The organism is Arthrobacter sp. ATA002 (assembly GCF_026898095.1).
GTDB lineage: Bacteria > Actinomycetota > Actinomycetes > Actinomycetales > Micrococcaceae > Arthrobacter_B.
On record NZ_CP114015.1, the window covers coordinates 653,643 to 668,311 of the forward strand.

A 14,669-nucleotide genomic window follows, 5' to 3' on the forward strand; every position below is an offset into this window, starting at 1 on the left:
CAATCAGCGAGCCGTCGATTTCCGGGTACACCCGGCCGCCGATCGGCTTGCCGATCATGGTGCCGCGCTCGTCACCCCAGACGTGGTTGCCCAGCCAGGAGGCCGTGACCATGCCCGTGGTGTAACCCATGAACCAGGTCTGGGACCGGAAGTCGTTGGTTCCGGTCTTGCCGGCGACCGGGAGCCCGATCTGCAGGTTGTAGCCCGATCCCTTGGTCATGACCTGCTGGGTGGCAGCGTTGACGCCCTGGGCAACTTCCTTCTTCATCACCTGCTGGCAGTCCTGCGCCGGAACCTCGAAGGTCCGTCCGTCGACCGCTGTCACCGAGGTCAGGGCGCGGGGTTCGCACTTGAGGCCCTCGGCCGCGAAGGTGGCAAAACCGGTGGCCATGGCCAGCGGTGAAGCGTCGCCGCCGCCGCCGAAGGACGACGGCGGGTTGACCTCCAGCGGTTCGTTCTGGCCGCTGGCGCTTTTGCCGTTGTGGATGCCGGATGCGAAAGCCATTTCCTGGAACTTGCACAGATCCAGCTGGTTAATCTCAGCCAGGGTGATGGTGTTGAGCGAGTTGGCGAGGCCGTCAATCACAGTGGTGGAGCGGTAATTGGTGTCACCGTAGTTGATGGGTGTCCAGGGCTCCGGAATGCCGTAGCGGCCCCCGGGCAGGCAGCTGGCATTCCAGCTGTGTCCTGCCGGATAGGTGCGCTTTCGCCCGTCCAGCTGGGCGTTCAGCGTCTTCCCGGCATCCAGCCAGGCAGCCACGGTGAACGGCTTGTAGGTTGAGCCGGGCTGGAAGCCGCCCATGCCGCCCAGCGGTTTGTCCGGGTTGCCGTCCTGGTACTGGTCCACGTTGAAGTTCAGCACGGAGTTTCCGGGCCCCTGCTCAGGCGTGTAACGGCTGTTCTGGGCCATGGACAGGATCTTGCCCGTGCCCGGCTCCATCGACACCATGGAGTGGCCGATTTCCGGGTCGGTGGTGTCGGGGTTCGCCGTCTCGTTGATGGCGGTTTGCGCGGCGTTCTGGATTTCCGGATCGAGCGTGGTGTTGATGCTCAGGCCGCCGCGGTACAGCAGCTTCTCGCGGTCCTCCAAAGTAGCGCCGAAACGGTCGTCATTGGTGATCAGGTGGGTGACATAGTCACAGAAATACGGTGCCTGGACCGCGCCGACGCAGTTGCTGGGGACTGGGGTGAGGTTCAGGCCCAGATCAGTGGCGACGGCGGCGTCGTGCTCTTCCTGCGTAATCCGTCCGGTGCCAAGCATGGTGCCGATCACCAGGTTCCGCCGTTTCAGCGCCACTTCCGGATTGCCGGTGGGACTGTAGAGCGTGGGGCCGTTGACCACTCCGGCCAAAAGCGCGGCCTGCGGAATGTTCAGTTCCGCGGCCGTGACGTTGAAGAAGTATTTGGCGGCCGCCTGCACGCCGAACGTGGTGCCGCTGAAGGGCACGATATTGAAGTAGCCCTCAAGGATCTCTTCCTTGCTCAGCTGCTTTTCCACTGCGATGGCCAGCTTCATTTCCCGCAGCTTGTCGCCGTACGTTTTCTGCATGCTGCCGCTGAAGACAACTTCTTCATTATTTTGAAGGTTGGAGTCGATGATGACGTTGTTCACGTACTGCTGCGTGATCGTGGAGGCGCCGCGGTTGGTACCGGACGTGATGTTGGACGCCAGGGCTCCGATGAGGCCCTGCATGTCGACGCCGCCGTGTTCGTAGAAACGGTCGTCCTCGATCGCCAGCATCGCGTCGATCATGGTGGGGGAGACTTCGGACAGCTTGATCGGCTGGCGGTTCTCCTCGTACAGCGTGGCGATGAGCGAGCCGTCATTGGCGTAAATCTTGGAGGGCTCCGCCAGGCTCCGGCCTCGAGTTCCGACGGCAGGTCGTCGAAGAACTGGAGGGAGCCGGACGCGGCGGTACCGGCAGCTGCGGCGGCGGGAACGAGGAGTCCCGCGGCCAAAACACCGCAAAGTGCACTGACGCCAAAGAACGCGACGATCTTGCCCAAAGTGGTCGCCGTGTCAAAAAGAGGTGATTTGCGAGCTGCCATGCGCATCAGTCTACAAGCACGCGTTAGTCTTTGGATTATGAGCAAATGGGAATATTTCATCACGCCGCTTCCTCTTCACACACCGGGAGCTGTCCTTAACATGCACGGCGAAGAAGGTTGGGAGCTGGTCCAGATCACCCCGGCCCCCAACGGCACCGGAGCTGTGGCCTACATGAAGCGCGAGAAGTCGCAGTGACAGAGCTGAACGAGGTGGTTTCGGCCGTGGAGCGCAGGCTCGCGGAGCTGGGCCTGGCCCTGCCTGCGGTGGCCGCGCCCGTGGCCGCGTACGTGCCGGCGGTGGTCACCGGAAACTATGTGTACACTTCGGGCCAGCTGCCGTTCGTCGACGGCGTGTTGCCGGCCGCGGGCAAGGTGGGAGCTTCGGTGTCCGCCGAGGACGCCGCCGGCTACGCCGCAACCTGCGCAGTCAACGCCCTCGCCGCCATCAAGGCGCAGATCGGCGACCTGGACCGCATCAGCCGCATCGTCAAGGTGGTGGGCTTCGTCGCCTCCGATCCGTCCTTCACCGGACAGCCGGCGGTCATTAACGGCGCCTCGGAACTGCTTGGGCAGGTTTTCGGCGAGGCGGGCGCCCATGCCCGGTCCGCCGTCGGCGTGGCCGTGCTGCCGCTGGATGCCCCTGTCGAAGTAGAAGTGATCGCCGAATTTGCCTAGTTCCTCCGTACGGCTTTTCCCGGTCCCCCCGTATCTGCGGGGGGCCGCGGAAAGCTGGATCGAACACGGTGACCGGACACCGCGCAAACCCCGCCCGGCGTCCTCCGTGGTGCTGGTCCGGGACGCACCCCGCGGCACCGAAACTTATCTGGCTTACCGGCGCGGCGAATCTCCGCTGGGCAAGGTCGCCTTTCCCGGCGGCAGCCTCGAAGAGGGCGACGCCGGAACCTCCGCCGCCTGGTACGGCCCGTCCCCGGCCGCATGGGCCAAGTCCATGGGCATGGATGACCCCGGGCAGGCGCGCCGGCACGTGGCGGCAGCCATCCGCGAACTGTTTGAGGAAACCGGCATCCTGCTGGCCGGCCCCGACGAATCCACCCTGCTGGAGGCCAACCGCGGCCCGGAATGGATGGCCGCCCGCACCGGCATAGCCTCCGGCGACCTCTCCTTCATGGACCTGCTCTCGCGGCGCGGCCTGGGCCTGCGCACGGACCTGCTGCGCCCGCTGGCGAACTGGCAGACGGCGGATTTCGCGCTGCGCCGCTTCGACACCCGCTACTTCGCCGTGGTACAGCCGCTGGGGCAGGAAGCTTCGCTGCTGGACGGCAAGGGCAGCTGGGGTGGATGGCGGTCCGCGGCCGCAGAAATCGCCGCACGCGGGACCACCTCGCTGGGCGACGAGATCGGCCTGCCGGACACCACGGGCCTGACCCTGGGGGAACTGACCGTCCCGCAGGTGGAACTGGTCCTGGAAAAGCTGGCGGTTGCCCGCGGCTGCATCGCATATCTGGCCTCCCGCCGCCCGGCACAGGTCTTCCGGCCCGAACTGGTGCGGACTGGCGACGGCGGCTACCGGCTGGCCGTGCAGCTGGGCGGCGGCGGGGAAGGTCCGGCGCAGCGGGGCCGGTAACCGGGAGCTGAGCCGGCAGGCAACAGCAAACGACGGCGCCGCCCCCGGTAGAGGGGAGCGGCGCCGTCGTTCGCTGTTAACGCGGACCGGAAAGATCTAGCGGGAGCGCTGGCGCAGCCGCTGCACATCCAGGATGACCACGGCGCGGGCTTCAAGGCGCAGCCAGCCGCGCTGCACAAACTCGGCCAGGGCCTTGTTCACCGTTTCCCGGGAAGCGCCGACCAGCTGGGCCAGTTCTTCCTGGGTTAGTTCGTGCGCCACGAGGATGCCGTCGGTGGCGGGCCGGCCAAAGCGGTCCGCCAGATCCAGCAGTGCCTTGGCCACGCGGCCGGGAACATCCGAGAACACCAGGTCCGCGAGGGACTCGTTGGTGCGGCGCAGCCGGCGGGCCAGGGCCTGCAGCAGCTGGACCGAGACCTCGGGGCGCGTTTCCAGCAGTGCCTTCAGGTTGTCGTGCCGCAGCCCGGCCAGACGCGTTTCGGACACCGCGGTGGCGGTGGCGTTGCGCGGGCTCGGATCAAACAGCGCCATCTCGCCGAAGAGCTCGCCGGGGCCGAGGATGGCCAGCAGGTTCTCGCGGCCGTCCGGTGCCGAGCGGCCCAGCTTGATCTTTCCGGACACAATGAAATACAGCTGGTCGCCCTGGTCACCTTCGCGGAAAACTGATGCCCCGCGCGAAAGGTCGACCTCGGTCAACTCGTCGGTCAGAGCTGCGAAGACGTCGTCTCCCAATGAGGCGAACAGTGGCGCACGGCGCAGTACCTCGATATCCATGAAATCTCCTGTAAATAGTTGTCCCTTCTATTATCTTCCCGCACTGCGGCACCATGTGACACCTGTAATAGCTTTGTTCGCCCTCGGATGATAAAAAGGACGCCCCGGTGCCCTGTCCGGCACGCCCCGCTGCGCACGGCGTCCCCAGCTTTGACAGCTAAACTCTGGAGGCAGGACTGTTCCCGCACGGTCCCGCGTTTGCCCCCTACACCCTCTTTGGAGCTGTTTGTGCTCGGATTCTCCCTGCTTGACATCATTCTGCTGTTGGCGCTGCTGTTCTACCTCATCGCCGGGCTGCGGAACGGTCTGGTGGTGACCCTGGGCGGTATTGTCGGTTTCGTGGCCGGGGCTGTTGCGGCGTTCTTTGCCATTCCGATGGTTACGGCGTGGGTGCCCGACGACGGGTGGCGGCTGACCGCCGTCATCGCCACGGTGGTGATCCTGGTCCTGGGCGGCCACGCCGTCGGCGCCGCGCTCGGCGGCGGCATCCGGCGCTGGATGAATTTTCCGCCGCTGCGGTTCCTGGACCGGCTGCTTGGCGGCGCCGTGAACCTGGCCGTCTCCGCGCTGGTGATGTCGATGCTCGCCTTCAGCGTCAATACCCTGGGCGTGCCGTTCCTTTCCCAGCAGATCACGTCGTCCAAGGTGCTCTCCGCCATTGACGAGGCCACCCCCGTCCAGGTGAAAACCTGGACGGCCCAGGTGCGCTCCTTCACGCTGGCCGAGGGCCTGCCGACCATTTTGGACAGCGCCGCACCGAAGACGGTGGTCGCCCCCGACGAGTCGCTGTCCTCCGCTGCGCTGCAGGCCTCCTCGGAGTCGGTGGTAAAGATCACGGGAACGGCGTACCAGTGCGGGCAGAACCAGACCGGGTCCGGTTTCGTGGCAGCCGATGACCGGGTGATTACCAACGCCCACGTGGTGGCCGGCGTGTCCGAGCCGGTGGTGCAGGTTCCCGGCGGCGGGGCGCTGCCGGGCAAGGTGGTCTACTTCGACAGCACCCGCGATCTGGCCGTGCTCGCGGTGGATAATCTGGATGCGGATCCGATTCCGCTGGGTGATGTCCTGCCCAACGGCACCACGGCGGCGTTTGCCGGGTATCCGGCGGGTGGTCCGTTCCGCCTGCAGGCGGCCAACGTGGAGCGGCTCTCCGACGTATCGGTGCGTAATATTTACGGCTCATCCCCGGAGGTGCTGGAGGTCTACACGCTGGCAGCCAATGTCCAGCAGGGTAATTCCGGCGGTCCGCTGCTGGACATCGACGGGCAGGTGGCCGGGGTCATCTTCGCCAAGACCACCGGCGAGCAGCCCATCGGTTACGCGCTGTCCCTGAGCGAAGTGGGCCCGGTGGCGCAGGCAGCCGCCGGTTACTCCGATCCGGTGTCTCCCGGGGAGTGCATTTCCGGCGAGTAGGACGTCCGCGGAACCGCCGGGCTCAGGCGCCGGCGCCGCGGTCCAGGCGGGCCGCCAGATAGTCGACAGCCATGCCGTAGCCGGCGATGCCGGCACCGCAGATGACGACGTCGGCCACCGCCGACACATACGAGTGGTGGCGGAATTCCTCGCGCCGGTGGATATTGCTGAGGTGGACCTCCACGACGGGCAGCCCGACGCCGGCCAGCGCGTCGGGAATGGCCACCGAGGTGTGGCTGTAAGCGGCCGGGTTAATAATGATGGCATCCGCCAGGCCCGGGGCGCCGTGGATCGCGTCGATCAGGTCCCCTTCATGGTTGGACTGGATGCAGTCCACGGTCCAGCCGTGCGCCTCCGCAGCACCCAGGGCGAGCGCTTCGACGTCGTCGAGCGTGTCGGTGCCGTAGATCCCCGGTTCCCGGGTGCCCAGGAGGTTCAGGTTGGGGCCGTTGAGGACCAGCAGGTTGCGGGTGCGGGAATCAGTCATGGCTTAACTATGCGCCAACCGCGCGGGCTCCGCAGCGGCGGCATTCCGGCGCGTCATCCGCGCCGCCGCCAGTGCTCCGGCGATCGTCACGGCCGACATGAGGGCCAGCACGACGCCGGGATGCCACCAGGCGCCGCCGGTCACCTCGCCGAAGGCCGACGTCATGGCCGGAGCGAATCCGGCCAGGATCCCGGCGAAACTGTAGGCCAGCGAAAGCGCCGTGAAACCGGTGCGGGCCGGGAACAGGTCGGCCATCAGCCCGCCCAGCGCCGCCCACGCCGCCGTCGGGGCGATGCCGCCGAGCAGGATGGCCAGGATGTAGGTGGTTTGGTCAGCGGTGCTGATGACCCAGTAGAGCGGAAACGAAATCAGCAGCGTGGCCGCGGCGCCGGCGGCGACCATGCGGGCGGAGCCGATCCGGGTGGCCAGCCACCCGAACGCCGGAATGGTGGCCAGCTGCAGGACCGATCCCACGAGCGCGGCGTTGAGCACGGTGGCGTCGGACAGGCCCAGCTGCGCGGTGCCGTAGGCCTGGGTGTAGGTGGTCATGAGGAAGTAGGAACCGATGCCCAGCAGTGAGGCGGCGGCGGCCACCAGGACGGGCAGCCGCTGGGTCCTGAGCACTTCCAGGACCGGCACACGGGGAACGGCCTGATGCTCGGCAACGTCCTTGAAGACCGGGGTTTCCTCGATGGCGAAGCGCAGGTACAGGGCGATTCCCATGAAGGGGAAAGCCAGCAGGAAGGGAACCCGCCAGAGGCCGGCCTCCATGGTTTCCTGGGAGGCCTGGGTCAGGAGCAGGAAGGTTGCGGTGACCATGATCGTTCCCACGGGGGACCCGATCTGCGGAATCGCGGCGTAGAGGGCCCGCTTGCGCGGCTCTGCGTGTTCGGTGGCGATCAGGATTGCTCCGCCCCATTCGCCGCCGACGGCCAGGCCCTGCAGCAGCCGCAGCGTCACCAGCAGCGCCGGAGCCCAGAGGCCGATGGTGTTGTAGTCCGGCAGCAGGCCGATCACGCCGGTTGCCGTTCCCATGAGGACGATGGTCCAGATCAGCGACTTCTTGCGTCCGATCCGGTCGCCGATGTGGCCGAAGAGTACGGCGCCCACGGGGCGGGCGACGAAGCCGATACCCAGGGACAGGAAGGAAAGCAGGACACCGATCAGCGGATCGACGTCCGGAAAGAAGATCCGGTTCAGGATCAGGGCGGCTGCGGTGCCGAAAACGTAGAAGTCATAGGACTCCAGCGCGGTTCCGACGAAGGATGCTCCGGCTACCCTGCGCGCCATTCGGCGTGAATGCGTGCGGTCCTGCGGACCGTTTGGGGCGGGGGTGGCGGAGGGTGAGGCAGTGCTGGAAGTGGACACGAGCATTGATTCTGCTACCCCGCATGCCCCGGTGCCAACTTTGTGAGTCGAAGGTCACGTCCGCGCTGACGTGCCGGCTCCCCGGCTAGGGTGCGGCAGCCGCAAGAATCGCGCGCCCGGCGCTGATCAGGGACGCCGAAACCCCGGCAGGGTCGGCGACATAGCCATGGACCATGGCCCCGTCGCGCAGCATCAGCAGCTGGTCCGCCACGTCGCCGGGACGCGCCGCCCCCAGCTGTGCGATCCTGCCGCTGACCTCGGTGTGCAGCCACTGCCTGTGGTCCCGGACGACGCCGCGGACCGGGGAACCGGCATCGGGATACTCCGCCGCCGCATTGATGAACGGGCAGCCGCGGAATCCGGGAACGCAGGCCTCGGCACCCATGGCCTCGGCCAGCTGCAGGAGCCCGGTGCAGGGATCGGCGCTCAGCTGCCCGGCCGCGGCGCGGACCCGGGCGGACTGGTCCTGCAGGTATGCAACCACGAGGTCTTCCTTGGTGCGGAAGTGCCGGTAGAACGTCACCTTGGTGGTGTGCGCGTCCGCGATGATCCGGTCGGCGCTGACGGCCCGGATGCCCTCGGAATAAAAGAGGAAAGCCGCGGTGTCCAGGATGCGGCCGCGCACCGGTGACTGAGTGGCCATGGTTTCCTCCTGGGTTGCGGAACGCTTCGAAGGCGAGTTTACTTGCCTCAGGTAGACGTACTAGTAAGTCTACCTGAACCCCCACCTAAAGGAGTTGCCATGAGCGCTTTGTACACCGCTTCAGCCACCGCATCCGGAGACGGCCGTAACGGAGAGGCCCGCACCAGCGACGGCCAGCTGAAGGTCAACCTGGCTACTCCTGCCGAGATGGGCGGCGCCGGTGACGGCACCAACCCGGAGCAGCTGTTCGCCGCCGGCTACGGCGCATGCTTCCTCTCGGCGCTGAAAATGATCGCCCGCGCTGAGAAGGCCCCGATCGCCGATGCCGCGGTCACCGCCGATGTCAGCCTGCACAAGCAGGAGGTCGGCTTCAAGCTCGGCGTCGCCCTGCACGTGGAAATGTCCGGCGTGGACCAGGCCGCCGCCGAAAAGCTCGTCGAAGCCGCCCACCAGGTCTGCCCGTACTCCAATGCGACCCGCGGCAACATCGACGTCGAACTCGACGTCACGGTCGCCTAGCAGCTCCGCCCGCTCAACGGCAGAAGGTGCACGTCCCGGAGCCGGGAGGTGCACCTTCTGCTTTACCGCGCGGGGCTATTTCCGCATCGACTCCGCAATCTGCTGCATGACCGTGTTGTCCGCCAGGGTGCTCGAATCTCCGGCCTCGCGGCCTTCGGCGACATCCTTGAGCAGCCGGCGCATGATCTTCCCGGACCGGGTCTTGGGCAGTTCCGGCACCACCAGGATGTGCCGGGGCTTGGCGATGGGGCCGATCTCCTTGCCCACGTGGTTGCGCAGCGTCGTGACGATGTCGTCGTCGTCCTTGGCGCTGCCGCGGAGGATGACGAACGCCACCACGGCTTCACCGGTGGTGTCGTCCCGCGCCCCGACGACGGCGGCCTCGGCCACCGAGGGGTGGCTGACCAGGGCGGACTCGATTTCGGTGGTGGAGAGCCGGTGCCCCGAAACGTTCATCACGTCATCGACCCGGCCCAGCAGCCAGATGTCGCCGTCTTCGTCCTTCTTGGCGCCGTCGCCGGCAAAGTACATGTTGTCGAACCGGGACCAGTAGGTCTGCTTAAAGCGCTCCGGATCCCCCCAAATGCCGCGCAGCATGGCGGGCCAGGGTTCCTTGACCACGAGGAAGCCGCCGGAGCCGTTGGGCACCGATTCGCCCATCTCGTCGACCACGTCAATGGAGATGCCGGGAACGGCCACCTGCGCGGACCCGGGCTTGGCGGCCGTGACGCCGGGCATCGGCGCGATCATGTGCGCGCCGGTTTCGGTCTGCCACCAGGTGTCCACAATGGGCGCCGGGTTCTCCTTCTTGCCGCCGTTCGCGCCAATGACCGTGCGGTACCACATCCAGGCCTCGGGGTTGATGGGTTCGCCCACCGATCCCAGGACGCGGATGGAGTCGAGGTTGAACTTCCCCGGAATATCGCGGCCCCACTTCATGCAGGTGCGGATGGCCGTGGGCGCGGTGTACAGGATCGACACCTTGTACTTTTCGACCAGCTCCCACCAGCGGCCCTGATGGGGGGTGTCCGGGGTTCCCTCATAAATCAGCTGCGTGGCCCCGTTGACCAGCGGCGCGTAGGTGACATAGGAGTGCCCGGTGACCCAGCCGATATCAGCGGTGCACCAGTACACATCGGTTTCGGGCTTTAGGTCGAAGGTGTTCAGGTGCGTAAACGCGGTCTGTGCCAGGTAGCCGCCGGTGGTGTGCAGGATGCCCTTGGGCTTGCCGGTGGTGCCGGAGGTGTAGAGGATGAACAGCGGATGTTCGGAGTCGTGCCCGACGGCTGTGTGCTCGGCGTCCGCGGTGCCGACGACGTCGTCCCACCACACGTCGCGGCCCTCGGTCCACTGCACGGGCTCGCCGTTGCGCTTCACCACAACAACGCTGCTGACCGTGTGGCCGTCCTTAACCAGCGACTCGTCCACGGCCGGCTTCAGCGCCGTCGGCTTGCCGCGCCGGTAGGAGCCGTCAGCGGTGACGACCAGCTTCGCTTCGGCGTCGTCGATCCGGCTGCGCAGCGCATCCGCGGAGAAACCGCCGAAAACCACTGAATGGACCGCGCCGATCCGGGCGCAGGCGAGCATGGTGATCACGGCCTCGGGAATCATCGGCAGGTAGACCGCCACCCGGTCGCCCTTGGCGACGCCCAGGGACTCAAAGGCATTGGCGGCCTTTTTGACCTCTTCGGTGAGCTGGGCGTAGGTGTAGGTCCGGGTGTCTCCGGGTTCGCCCTCGAAGAACAGGGCCACACGGTCGCCGCGGCCTTCCTCCACATGCCGGTCCAGCGCGTTGTAGGCGGCGTTAATCTTTCCGCCGCCGAACCACTTCGCGAACGGTGCATCGGACCAGTCCAGCGTCTCGGTGAAGTCCTTTTCCCACGTCAGCAGGCTGCGGGCCTGCCGGGCCCAGAACTCCGGACCCTCGGCTGCCGCTTCCTCATAGAGGGAGGGCTTGGCGACAGCGTTCTCCGCGAACTCCGGGCTGGGCGGAAAACTGCGGTGCTCGTGGAGCAGGTTCTCCAGTGCATCGCCATGCTGCTTGACGGGGGACTGTTCAGACATTGGAAACCCTTTCGCTAGCTGAGTGCCCACGGTCCAGCCCGGATCGAGGGGCTGCCGTAGCGTTGGATCCACCCTAGCGCCGATCAGGCCGGTGTGTGTGCCCAGTCACATGCGGGCCCGGCAAAGGGGGTGTTTCTGCGGTGAGCGGTAGATCACGGCGGGCAGGCCTGCGGCAGTTCGGCTAGTGTGCGGTCCCGGCGTTGACTAGGCTGTGGGAGGAAGCAAACGCTTTTTGACCCGTGCATACGGCCCGGTATCTGCTGCAGAGGCAGCACATGCCGGCCCCTAAGGCGGCGGTCGTGAATGGAGAACAGAATGAACCAGCCCCCGTTGAGAAGGACGCCAGAACGGTGGCGGGAACCCCGGCACCCTCCGAGATCCGTCCAGCCGGCGAGGACAGGGCCCGGACTGCTGTCTTTGGCCCTTTCGGCCTGCGTGACTGCGTTGTGGGCGGTTCCGTCTTTTTGATGCTGATCGGTTCCCTGCTGCCGTGGAGCACCTCCTTCGACTTGGAGCTCAACCTCTGGTCACCGCTGACGCCCCTGTTCTTCCTGGGTATCGGCATCGTCCTGCCGCTGCTGGTTGCCGGCCTGTTCGCGGCCCGCCGGATGGCGCCGGAGCTGAAATACCGGATCGGTTCCCTGTCCGTGGACCAGTTCGGCTCCGTGGTGGCAGTCCTGGCCACCGCCTTCTTCTTCCTGCAGCTGGTCAACGAATTCACCATCGGCACGCTGCTGACGTTCATCGGCGCCCTCGGCCTGGTGGCGTCCACCACGCTGGCTCCGCATATTCCGCCCTTCTCCCATGAATTCGCCGAGCGTCCGGAAACCCCTGCCCACGTCACGGCGCGCGACGCCGTACGCCTGCAGCGCCGCCCGGCCGCTCCTGCCGGTCCGGGCCGGCCTGCAGCTGCCGCTGACGGTGACCGTTCCGGTGACGACGCCGCAGCCGCGGACGGCAAGTCCAGCCGATCCCGGCTTGCCGGGATCGGCAAAAAGGCACCCGCCGGGCTGTTCGGCCGCAAGCCCGACGACGCCGGCACTACCCCGGCACCGAACGGCATCCCGGAAACCGGCGCAGCAGCGGCAGGAGCTTCCGCCGCACCGGGCAGTGACGGCCCCGCCCGCGCAGGAACGGCCGCCGCCGGGAACGTCCCGGAGGAACAGGCCGATGCCCGGGATTCCGCACCCCGCGGGACGACTCGATCGCTGCCACAACGGTGAATCCCGTGGTCCAGGGCCAGCAGTCCGGGCCGTCCCGGACAGCGGAAGCCGGGCAGTCCCACGCGGAACCTGCCACGCAGGCATCGCCGCTGGTGCCGGCGCCGTCGGGCTCCGAATCCATCAGCGCCACGCGCGAAGAATCCGAGAACGTGGTGGAGGCCTTCTGGTTTGCTGTCGGCACCCCGCGCCAGATTGTCGACGAGCGCACCGGCCTGCCGCTGTTCATGTTCCACCCGGGGGACTGGGAGCTGGGGCTCGAAGACCGCGGCACCGAGTTCCTGGTGCAGGACAAGCGCACCGGGCGCATCGGCGTGCTGCGGGACCTCAGCAACATTGAGCGTGTCGGCGAGGACTCCGGCGAATAGCCTGCGGCACCTGGCACCATCCGAACCGGAACGAAGGACACAAGGACGTGGTTAAGGCAACTGGGAGTGATTCCTCCCTGCTCGCTCTGAAGCGCAGGGCGCGGAAGATCAACCGGCTGCTGGGGGAGCTGTATCCCTACGCCGTGGCGGAGCTGGACTTCACCAACGCCTTCGAGCTGCTGATCGCCACGGTGTTGTCCGCGCAGACCACCGACATTCGCGTCAACGCGGTGACGCCGGCGCTGTTTGCCCGCTATCCGGATGCGAAGGCGCTGGCCGAAGCCGACGAAGCGGACCTGCAGGAGCTGATCCGGCCCACCGGGTTTTTCCGGGCCAAGGCGGCCAGTATCAAGGCGCTGTCCACCCGTCTGGTCGATGAGTATGACGGGCAGGTGCCGGACAAGCTCGAAGAGCTCGTTACCCTGCCCGGCGTCGGACGCAAGACCGCGAACGTGGTGCTCGGCAACGCCTTTGGGATTCCCGGCATCACCGTGGACACGCACTTTGGCCGGCTGTCCCGCCGCTTCGGCTGGACGACCGCCAAGGACCCGGTCAAGGTGGAGGAGGACGTCGCTGAACTTTTCGAGCCGCGCGACTGGACTCCGCTGTCCAACCGGGTGGTCTTCCACGGCCGCCGGGTCTGCCACGCCAAGACTCCGGCCTGCGGTGCGTGCGCCGTCGCGCAGCTGTGTCCCTCGTACGGCGAGGGGGAGACCGATCCCGAGAAGGCGAAGAAGCTGCTGAAGTACGAGCTTGCCCCCGGCCGCGAGGAGCTTCACGCCCGGATGATGGCTGCCGAAACCCGGGCACAGCTGCGGGCTGCCGGTTACGGGCTGGAAGCATGAGCGCCTACACGGATCTGCAGGCGCTGGGGGCTGCGGCAGCCGCCCGCACCACGTACTTCGACGCGAACCTGGAGCTGCTGCGCCGGAGTGTGGACCCGGCCACTGCCCGCCGCGCCGCCGTGTTGATTCTCTTCGGCGACCTGGACGACCAGCCGTCGGACTTCCGCTCCGCCGGAGTTCCCGACGAGCTGGATGTCCTGCTGGTCGAGAGGGCCGCCACGCTCAACGACCATCCCGGGCAGGTGGCCTTCCCCGGCGGATCGCTGGATGCCTCGGACGCCGGGCCGGAGGCAGCAGCCCTGCGCGAAGCACAGGAGGAGACGGGGCTGGACCCGGACGGCGTCGTCGTGCTCGGTACGCTGCCGCAGGTCGGACTGCCGGTCAGTAACTTCCTGGTGACACCGGTCCTGGGCTGGTGGGACCGGCCCACCCCGGTGGACGTGGTGGACTACGGCGAGTCTGCCTCCGTGTTCCGGGTGCCCGTGGCGGACCTGCTCAATCCCGCCAACCGCCGCACCGCCGTCATGCGCCACGGCGCCGGCGTCCACCGCTCGCCGGCATTCCTCGTGAACGGCGTCCTGGTGTGGGGCTTTACCGGAATTATCCTCAACGCGGTGCTCGAGGAACTCGGCTGGACCCTGCCGTGGGACGAGGAGCGGGAAATCGTTCCGGCCCTCTAGCCGTCGCCGGCCTGGGCCAGCCTCAACCAGGTCCGCTTAGTCACCGTCAGGATAGAACTGGCTCGATGTCCCATAATCGGGGTCCAGCTCGGAGCGCTGCATCCGGTGTTCCTTCGGATGGTCGACGCAGGCGGTGGTGGCGACGACTTCAACCGTGTCGGGATAGCCGCGCTCGAAAATGAGCCGCAGATTGACCGCTCCCTGCTTCAGGTAGATGATGCGGACCTGGCCGATTTCCACATCGGGCGTGTCGTGTTCCGCCGTCACCGCCCAGTCTTCGGACTGCAGTTCCAGGGCCAGCGCGTCGATGGCTGCGTAGGCTGCGCCGGCATCGGCGGGCTGGCCCCGGAGGATGCCCTGCCAGCTGGTCTGCGTGTGCGGATTATCAAGTTCGGGCGGGAGGCAGGACGATTCCCGCAGCCGGTACACCGACAGCTCCACGCTCCCTGCCGCCGTTTCTTCCAGCGACGGAAACAACAGCTCCAGCTGCTCCTGAACCGCGGCGAATCCCTCCGGTGAGAGCTTGTCGGATGTGCGGGGCATCGTTGTCTCCGTTTCGGTGGGGTCTGCGGGGTCGGCGGATGAAGGGGAAAAACAACCGGACATGAGGAGGACCAGGCTGAGGGCCCCTGCGGTGAGGACGGACGGGCGGCG

15 protein-coding genes and 1 pseudogene are annotated in these 14,669 nt (G+C 66.9%); 9 read left to right on the forward strand and 7 right to left on the reverse strand.

Annotated elements, in window-relative coordinates; genetic code table 11:
* Positions 1–127 precede the first annotated feature (127 nt).
* Positions 128–1,969: pseudogene (locus OL239_RS03365) on the reverse strand (transglycosylase domain-containing protein); the annotation flags it as partial.
* Between the two features lie 30 nt (positions 1,970–1,999).
* Here OL239_RS03365 and OL239_RS19995 point away from each other — a divergent pair.
* From OL239_RS19995 to OL239_RS03380, 3 genes are read left to right on the forward strand one after another with little or no spacing between them, the layout of a single operon-like run.
* Positions 2,000–2,245, forward strand: a complete 246-nt coding sequence (locus tag OL239_RS19995; RefSeq protein WP_442864210.1) for a hypothetical protein — start codon at positions 2,000–2,002, stop codon at positions 2,243–2,245.
* On the forward strand, positions 2,242–2,724 hold the full coding sequence (locus OL239_RS03375; RefSeq protein WP_442864211.1) for a RidA family protein: 483 nt from the start codon (positions 2,242–2,244) through the stop codon (positions 2,722–2,724). The genes OL239_RS19995 and OL239_RS03375 overlap by 4 nt, the downstream gene beginning before the upstream one ends.
* Positions 2,717–3,634 carry an NUDIX hydrolase gene (locus OL239_RS03380; protein WP_268910733.1) on the forward strand — a complete coding sequence of 306 codons (918 nt, stop codon included), beginning with the start codon at positions 2,717–2,719 and terminating at the stop codon, positions 3,632–3,634. The genes OL239_RS03375 and OL239_RS03380 overlap by 8 nt, the downstream gene beginning before the upstream one ends.
* A 96-nt stretch (positions 3,635–3,730) precedes the next feature.
* On the opposite strand, the gene OL239_RS03385 is transcribed toward OL239_RS03380, so the two are convergent.
* Positions 3,731–4,408: a Crp/Fnr family transcriptional regulator gene (locus OL239_RS03385; protein WP_104053107.1), complete on the reverse strand. Its 678-nt coding sequence runs from the start codon at positions 4,406–4,408 to the stop codon at positions 3,731–3,733.
* 228 nt (positions 4,409–4,636) lie between these two features.
* Here OL239_RS03385 and OL239_RS03390 point away from each other — a divergent pair, with 228 nt between their 5' ends.
* The gene (locus tag OL239_RS03390) at positions 4,637–5,821 is read left to right on the forward strand and encodes a MarP family serine protease (protein ID WP_268910734.1); all 1,185 of its coding nucleotides are present in this window, start codon (positions 4,637–4,639) and stop codon (positions 5,819–5,821) included.
* 22 nt (positions 5,822–5,843) lie between these two features.
* On the opposite strand, the gene aroQ is transcribed toward OL239_RS03390, so the two are convergent.
* The 3 genes from aroQ to OL239_RS03405 form a co-directional block, all read right to left on the reverse strand.
* The gene (gene aroQ / locus OL239_RS03395) at positions 5,844–6,308 is read right to left on the reverse strand and encodes a type II 3-dehydroquinate dehydratase (protein ID WP_268910735.1); all 465 of its coding nucleotides are present in this window, start codon (positions 6,306–6,308) and stop codon (positions 5,844–5,846) included.
* 3 nt (positions 6,309–6,311) lie between these two features.
* Entirely contained in the window at positions 6,312–7,682 is a 1,371-nt protein-coding gene (locus OL239_RS03400; RefSeq protein WP_268910736.1) for an MFS transporter, read from the reverse strand.
* A 79-nt stretch (positions 7,683–7,761) separates the two neighbouring features.
* On the reverse strand, positions 7,762–8,319 hold the full coding sequence (locus OL239_RS03405; protein WP_268910737.1) for a TetR/AcrR family transcriptional regulator: 558 nt from the start codon (positions 8,317–8,319) through the stop codon (positions 7,762–7,764).
* 99 nt (positions 8,320–8,418) lie between these two features.
* Here OL239_RS03405 and OL239_RS03410 point away from each other — a divergent pair, with 99 nt between their 5' ends.
* Complete coding sequence (locus OL239_RS03410) at positions 8,419–8,838, forward strand: organic hydroperoxide resistance protein (protein ID WP_268910738.1); 420 nt, start codon at positions 8,419–8,421, stop codon at positions 8,836–8,838.
* 75 nt (positions 8,839–8,913) lie between these two features.
* Here the strand turns inward: OL239_RS03410 and acs are convergent, their stop codons facing one another.
* The gene (gene acs / locus OL239_RS03415; protein WP_268910739.1) at positions 8,914–10,902 is read right to left on the reverse strand and encodes an acetate--CoA ligase; all 1,989 of its coding nucleotides are present in this window, start codon (positions 10,900–10,902) and stop codon (positions 8,914–8,916) included.
* Between the two features lie 350 nt (positions 10,903–11,252).
* Between acs and OL239_RS03420 the strand changes: the two genes are divergently transcribed.
* From OL239_RS03420 to OL239_RS03435, 4 genes are read left to right on the forward strand one after another with little or no spacing between them, the layout of a single operon-like run.
* Positions 11,253–12,125, forward strand: coding sequence for a hypothetical protein (locus OL239_RS03420; RefSeq protein WP_268910740.1), 873 nt, complete (start codon positions 11,253–11,255; stop codon positions 12,123–12,125).
* A 5-nt stretch (positions 12,126–12,130) separates the two neighbouring features.
* A complete protein-coding gene (locus tag OL239_RS03425) occupies positions 12,131–12,490 on the forward strand; it encodes a hypothetical protein (RefSeq protein ID WP_268910741.1) in 360 nt (119 codons plus the stop codon).
* A gap of 47 nt (positions 12,491–12,537) precedes the next feature.
* On the forward strand, positions 12,538–13,335 hold the full coding sequence (gene nth, locus OL239_RS03430) for an endonuclease III (RefSeq protein WP_268910742.1): 798 nt from the start codon (positions 12,538–12,540) through the stop codon (positions 13,333–13,335).
* The gene (locus OL239_RS03435) at positions 13,332–14,015 is read left to right on the forward strand and encodes an NUDIX hydrolase (RefSeq protein ID WP_268910743.1); all 684 of its coding nucleotides are present in this window, start codon (positions 13,332–13,334) and stop codon (positions 14,013–14,015) included. Before nth ends, OL239_RS03435 begins: the two co-directional genes overlap by 4 nt.
* A 36-nt stretch (positions 14,016–14,051) precedes the next feature.
* Here OL239_RS03435 and OL239_RS03440 read toward each other — a convergent pair whose 3' ends face one another.
* Positions 14,052–14,558, reverse strand: a complete 507-nt coding sequence (locus OL239_RS03440; RefSeq protein ID WP_268910744.1) for a hypothetical protein — start codon at positions 14,556–14,558, stop codon at positions 14,052–14,054.
* Positions 14,559–14,669: the final 111 nt, after the last annotated feature.

Coding starts and splice junctions, on each gene's coding strand:
- OL239_RS03385 (WP_104053107.1), bottom strand. CDS start 4,408: ATGGATATCGAGGTACTGCGCCGTGCGCCACTGTTCGCCTCATTGGGA.
- aroQ (WP_268910735.1), bottom strand. CDS start 6,308: ATGACTGATTCCCGCACCCGCAACCTGCTGGTCCTCAACGGCCCCAAC.
- OL239_RS03400 (WP_268910736.1), bottom strand. CDS start 7,682: ATGCTCGTGTCCACTTCCAGCACTGCCTCACCCTCCGCCACCCCCGCC.
- OL239_RS03405 (WP_268910737.1), bottom strand. CDS start 8,319: ATGGCCACTCAGTCACCGGTGCGCGGCCGCATCCTGGACACCGCGGCT.
- OL239_RS03410 (WP_268910738.1), top strand. CDS start 8,419: ATGAGCGCTTTGTACACCGCTTCAGCCACCGCATCCGGAGACGGCCGT.
- acs (WP_268910739.1), bottom strand. CDS start 10,902: ATGTCTGAACAGTCCCCCGTCAAGCAGCATGGCGATGCACTGGAGAAC.
- OL239_RS03435 (WP_268910743.1), top strand. CDS start 13,332: ATGAGCGCCTACACGGATCTGCAGGCGCTGGGGGCTGCGGCAGCCGCC.
- OL239_RS03440 (WP_268910744.1), bottom strand. CDS start 14,558: ATGCCCCGCACATCCGACAAGCTCTCACCGGAGGGATTCGCCGCGGTT.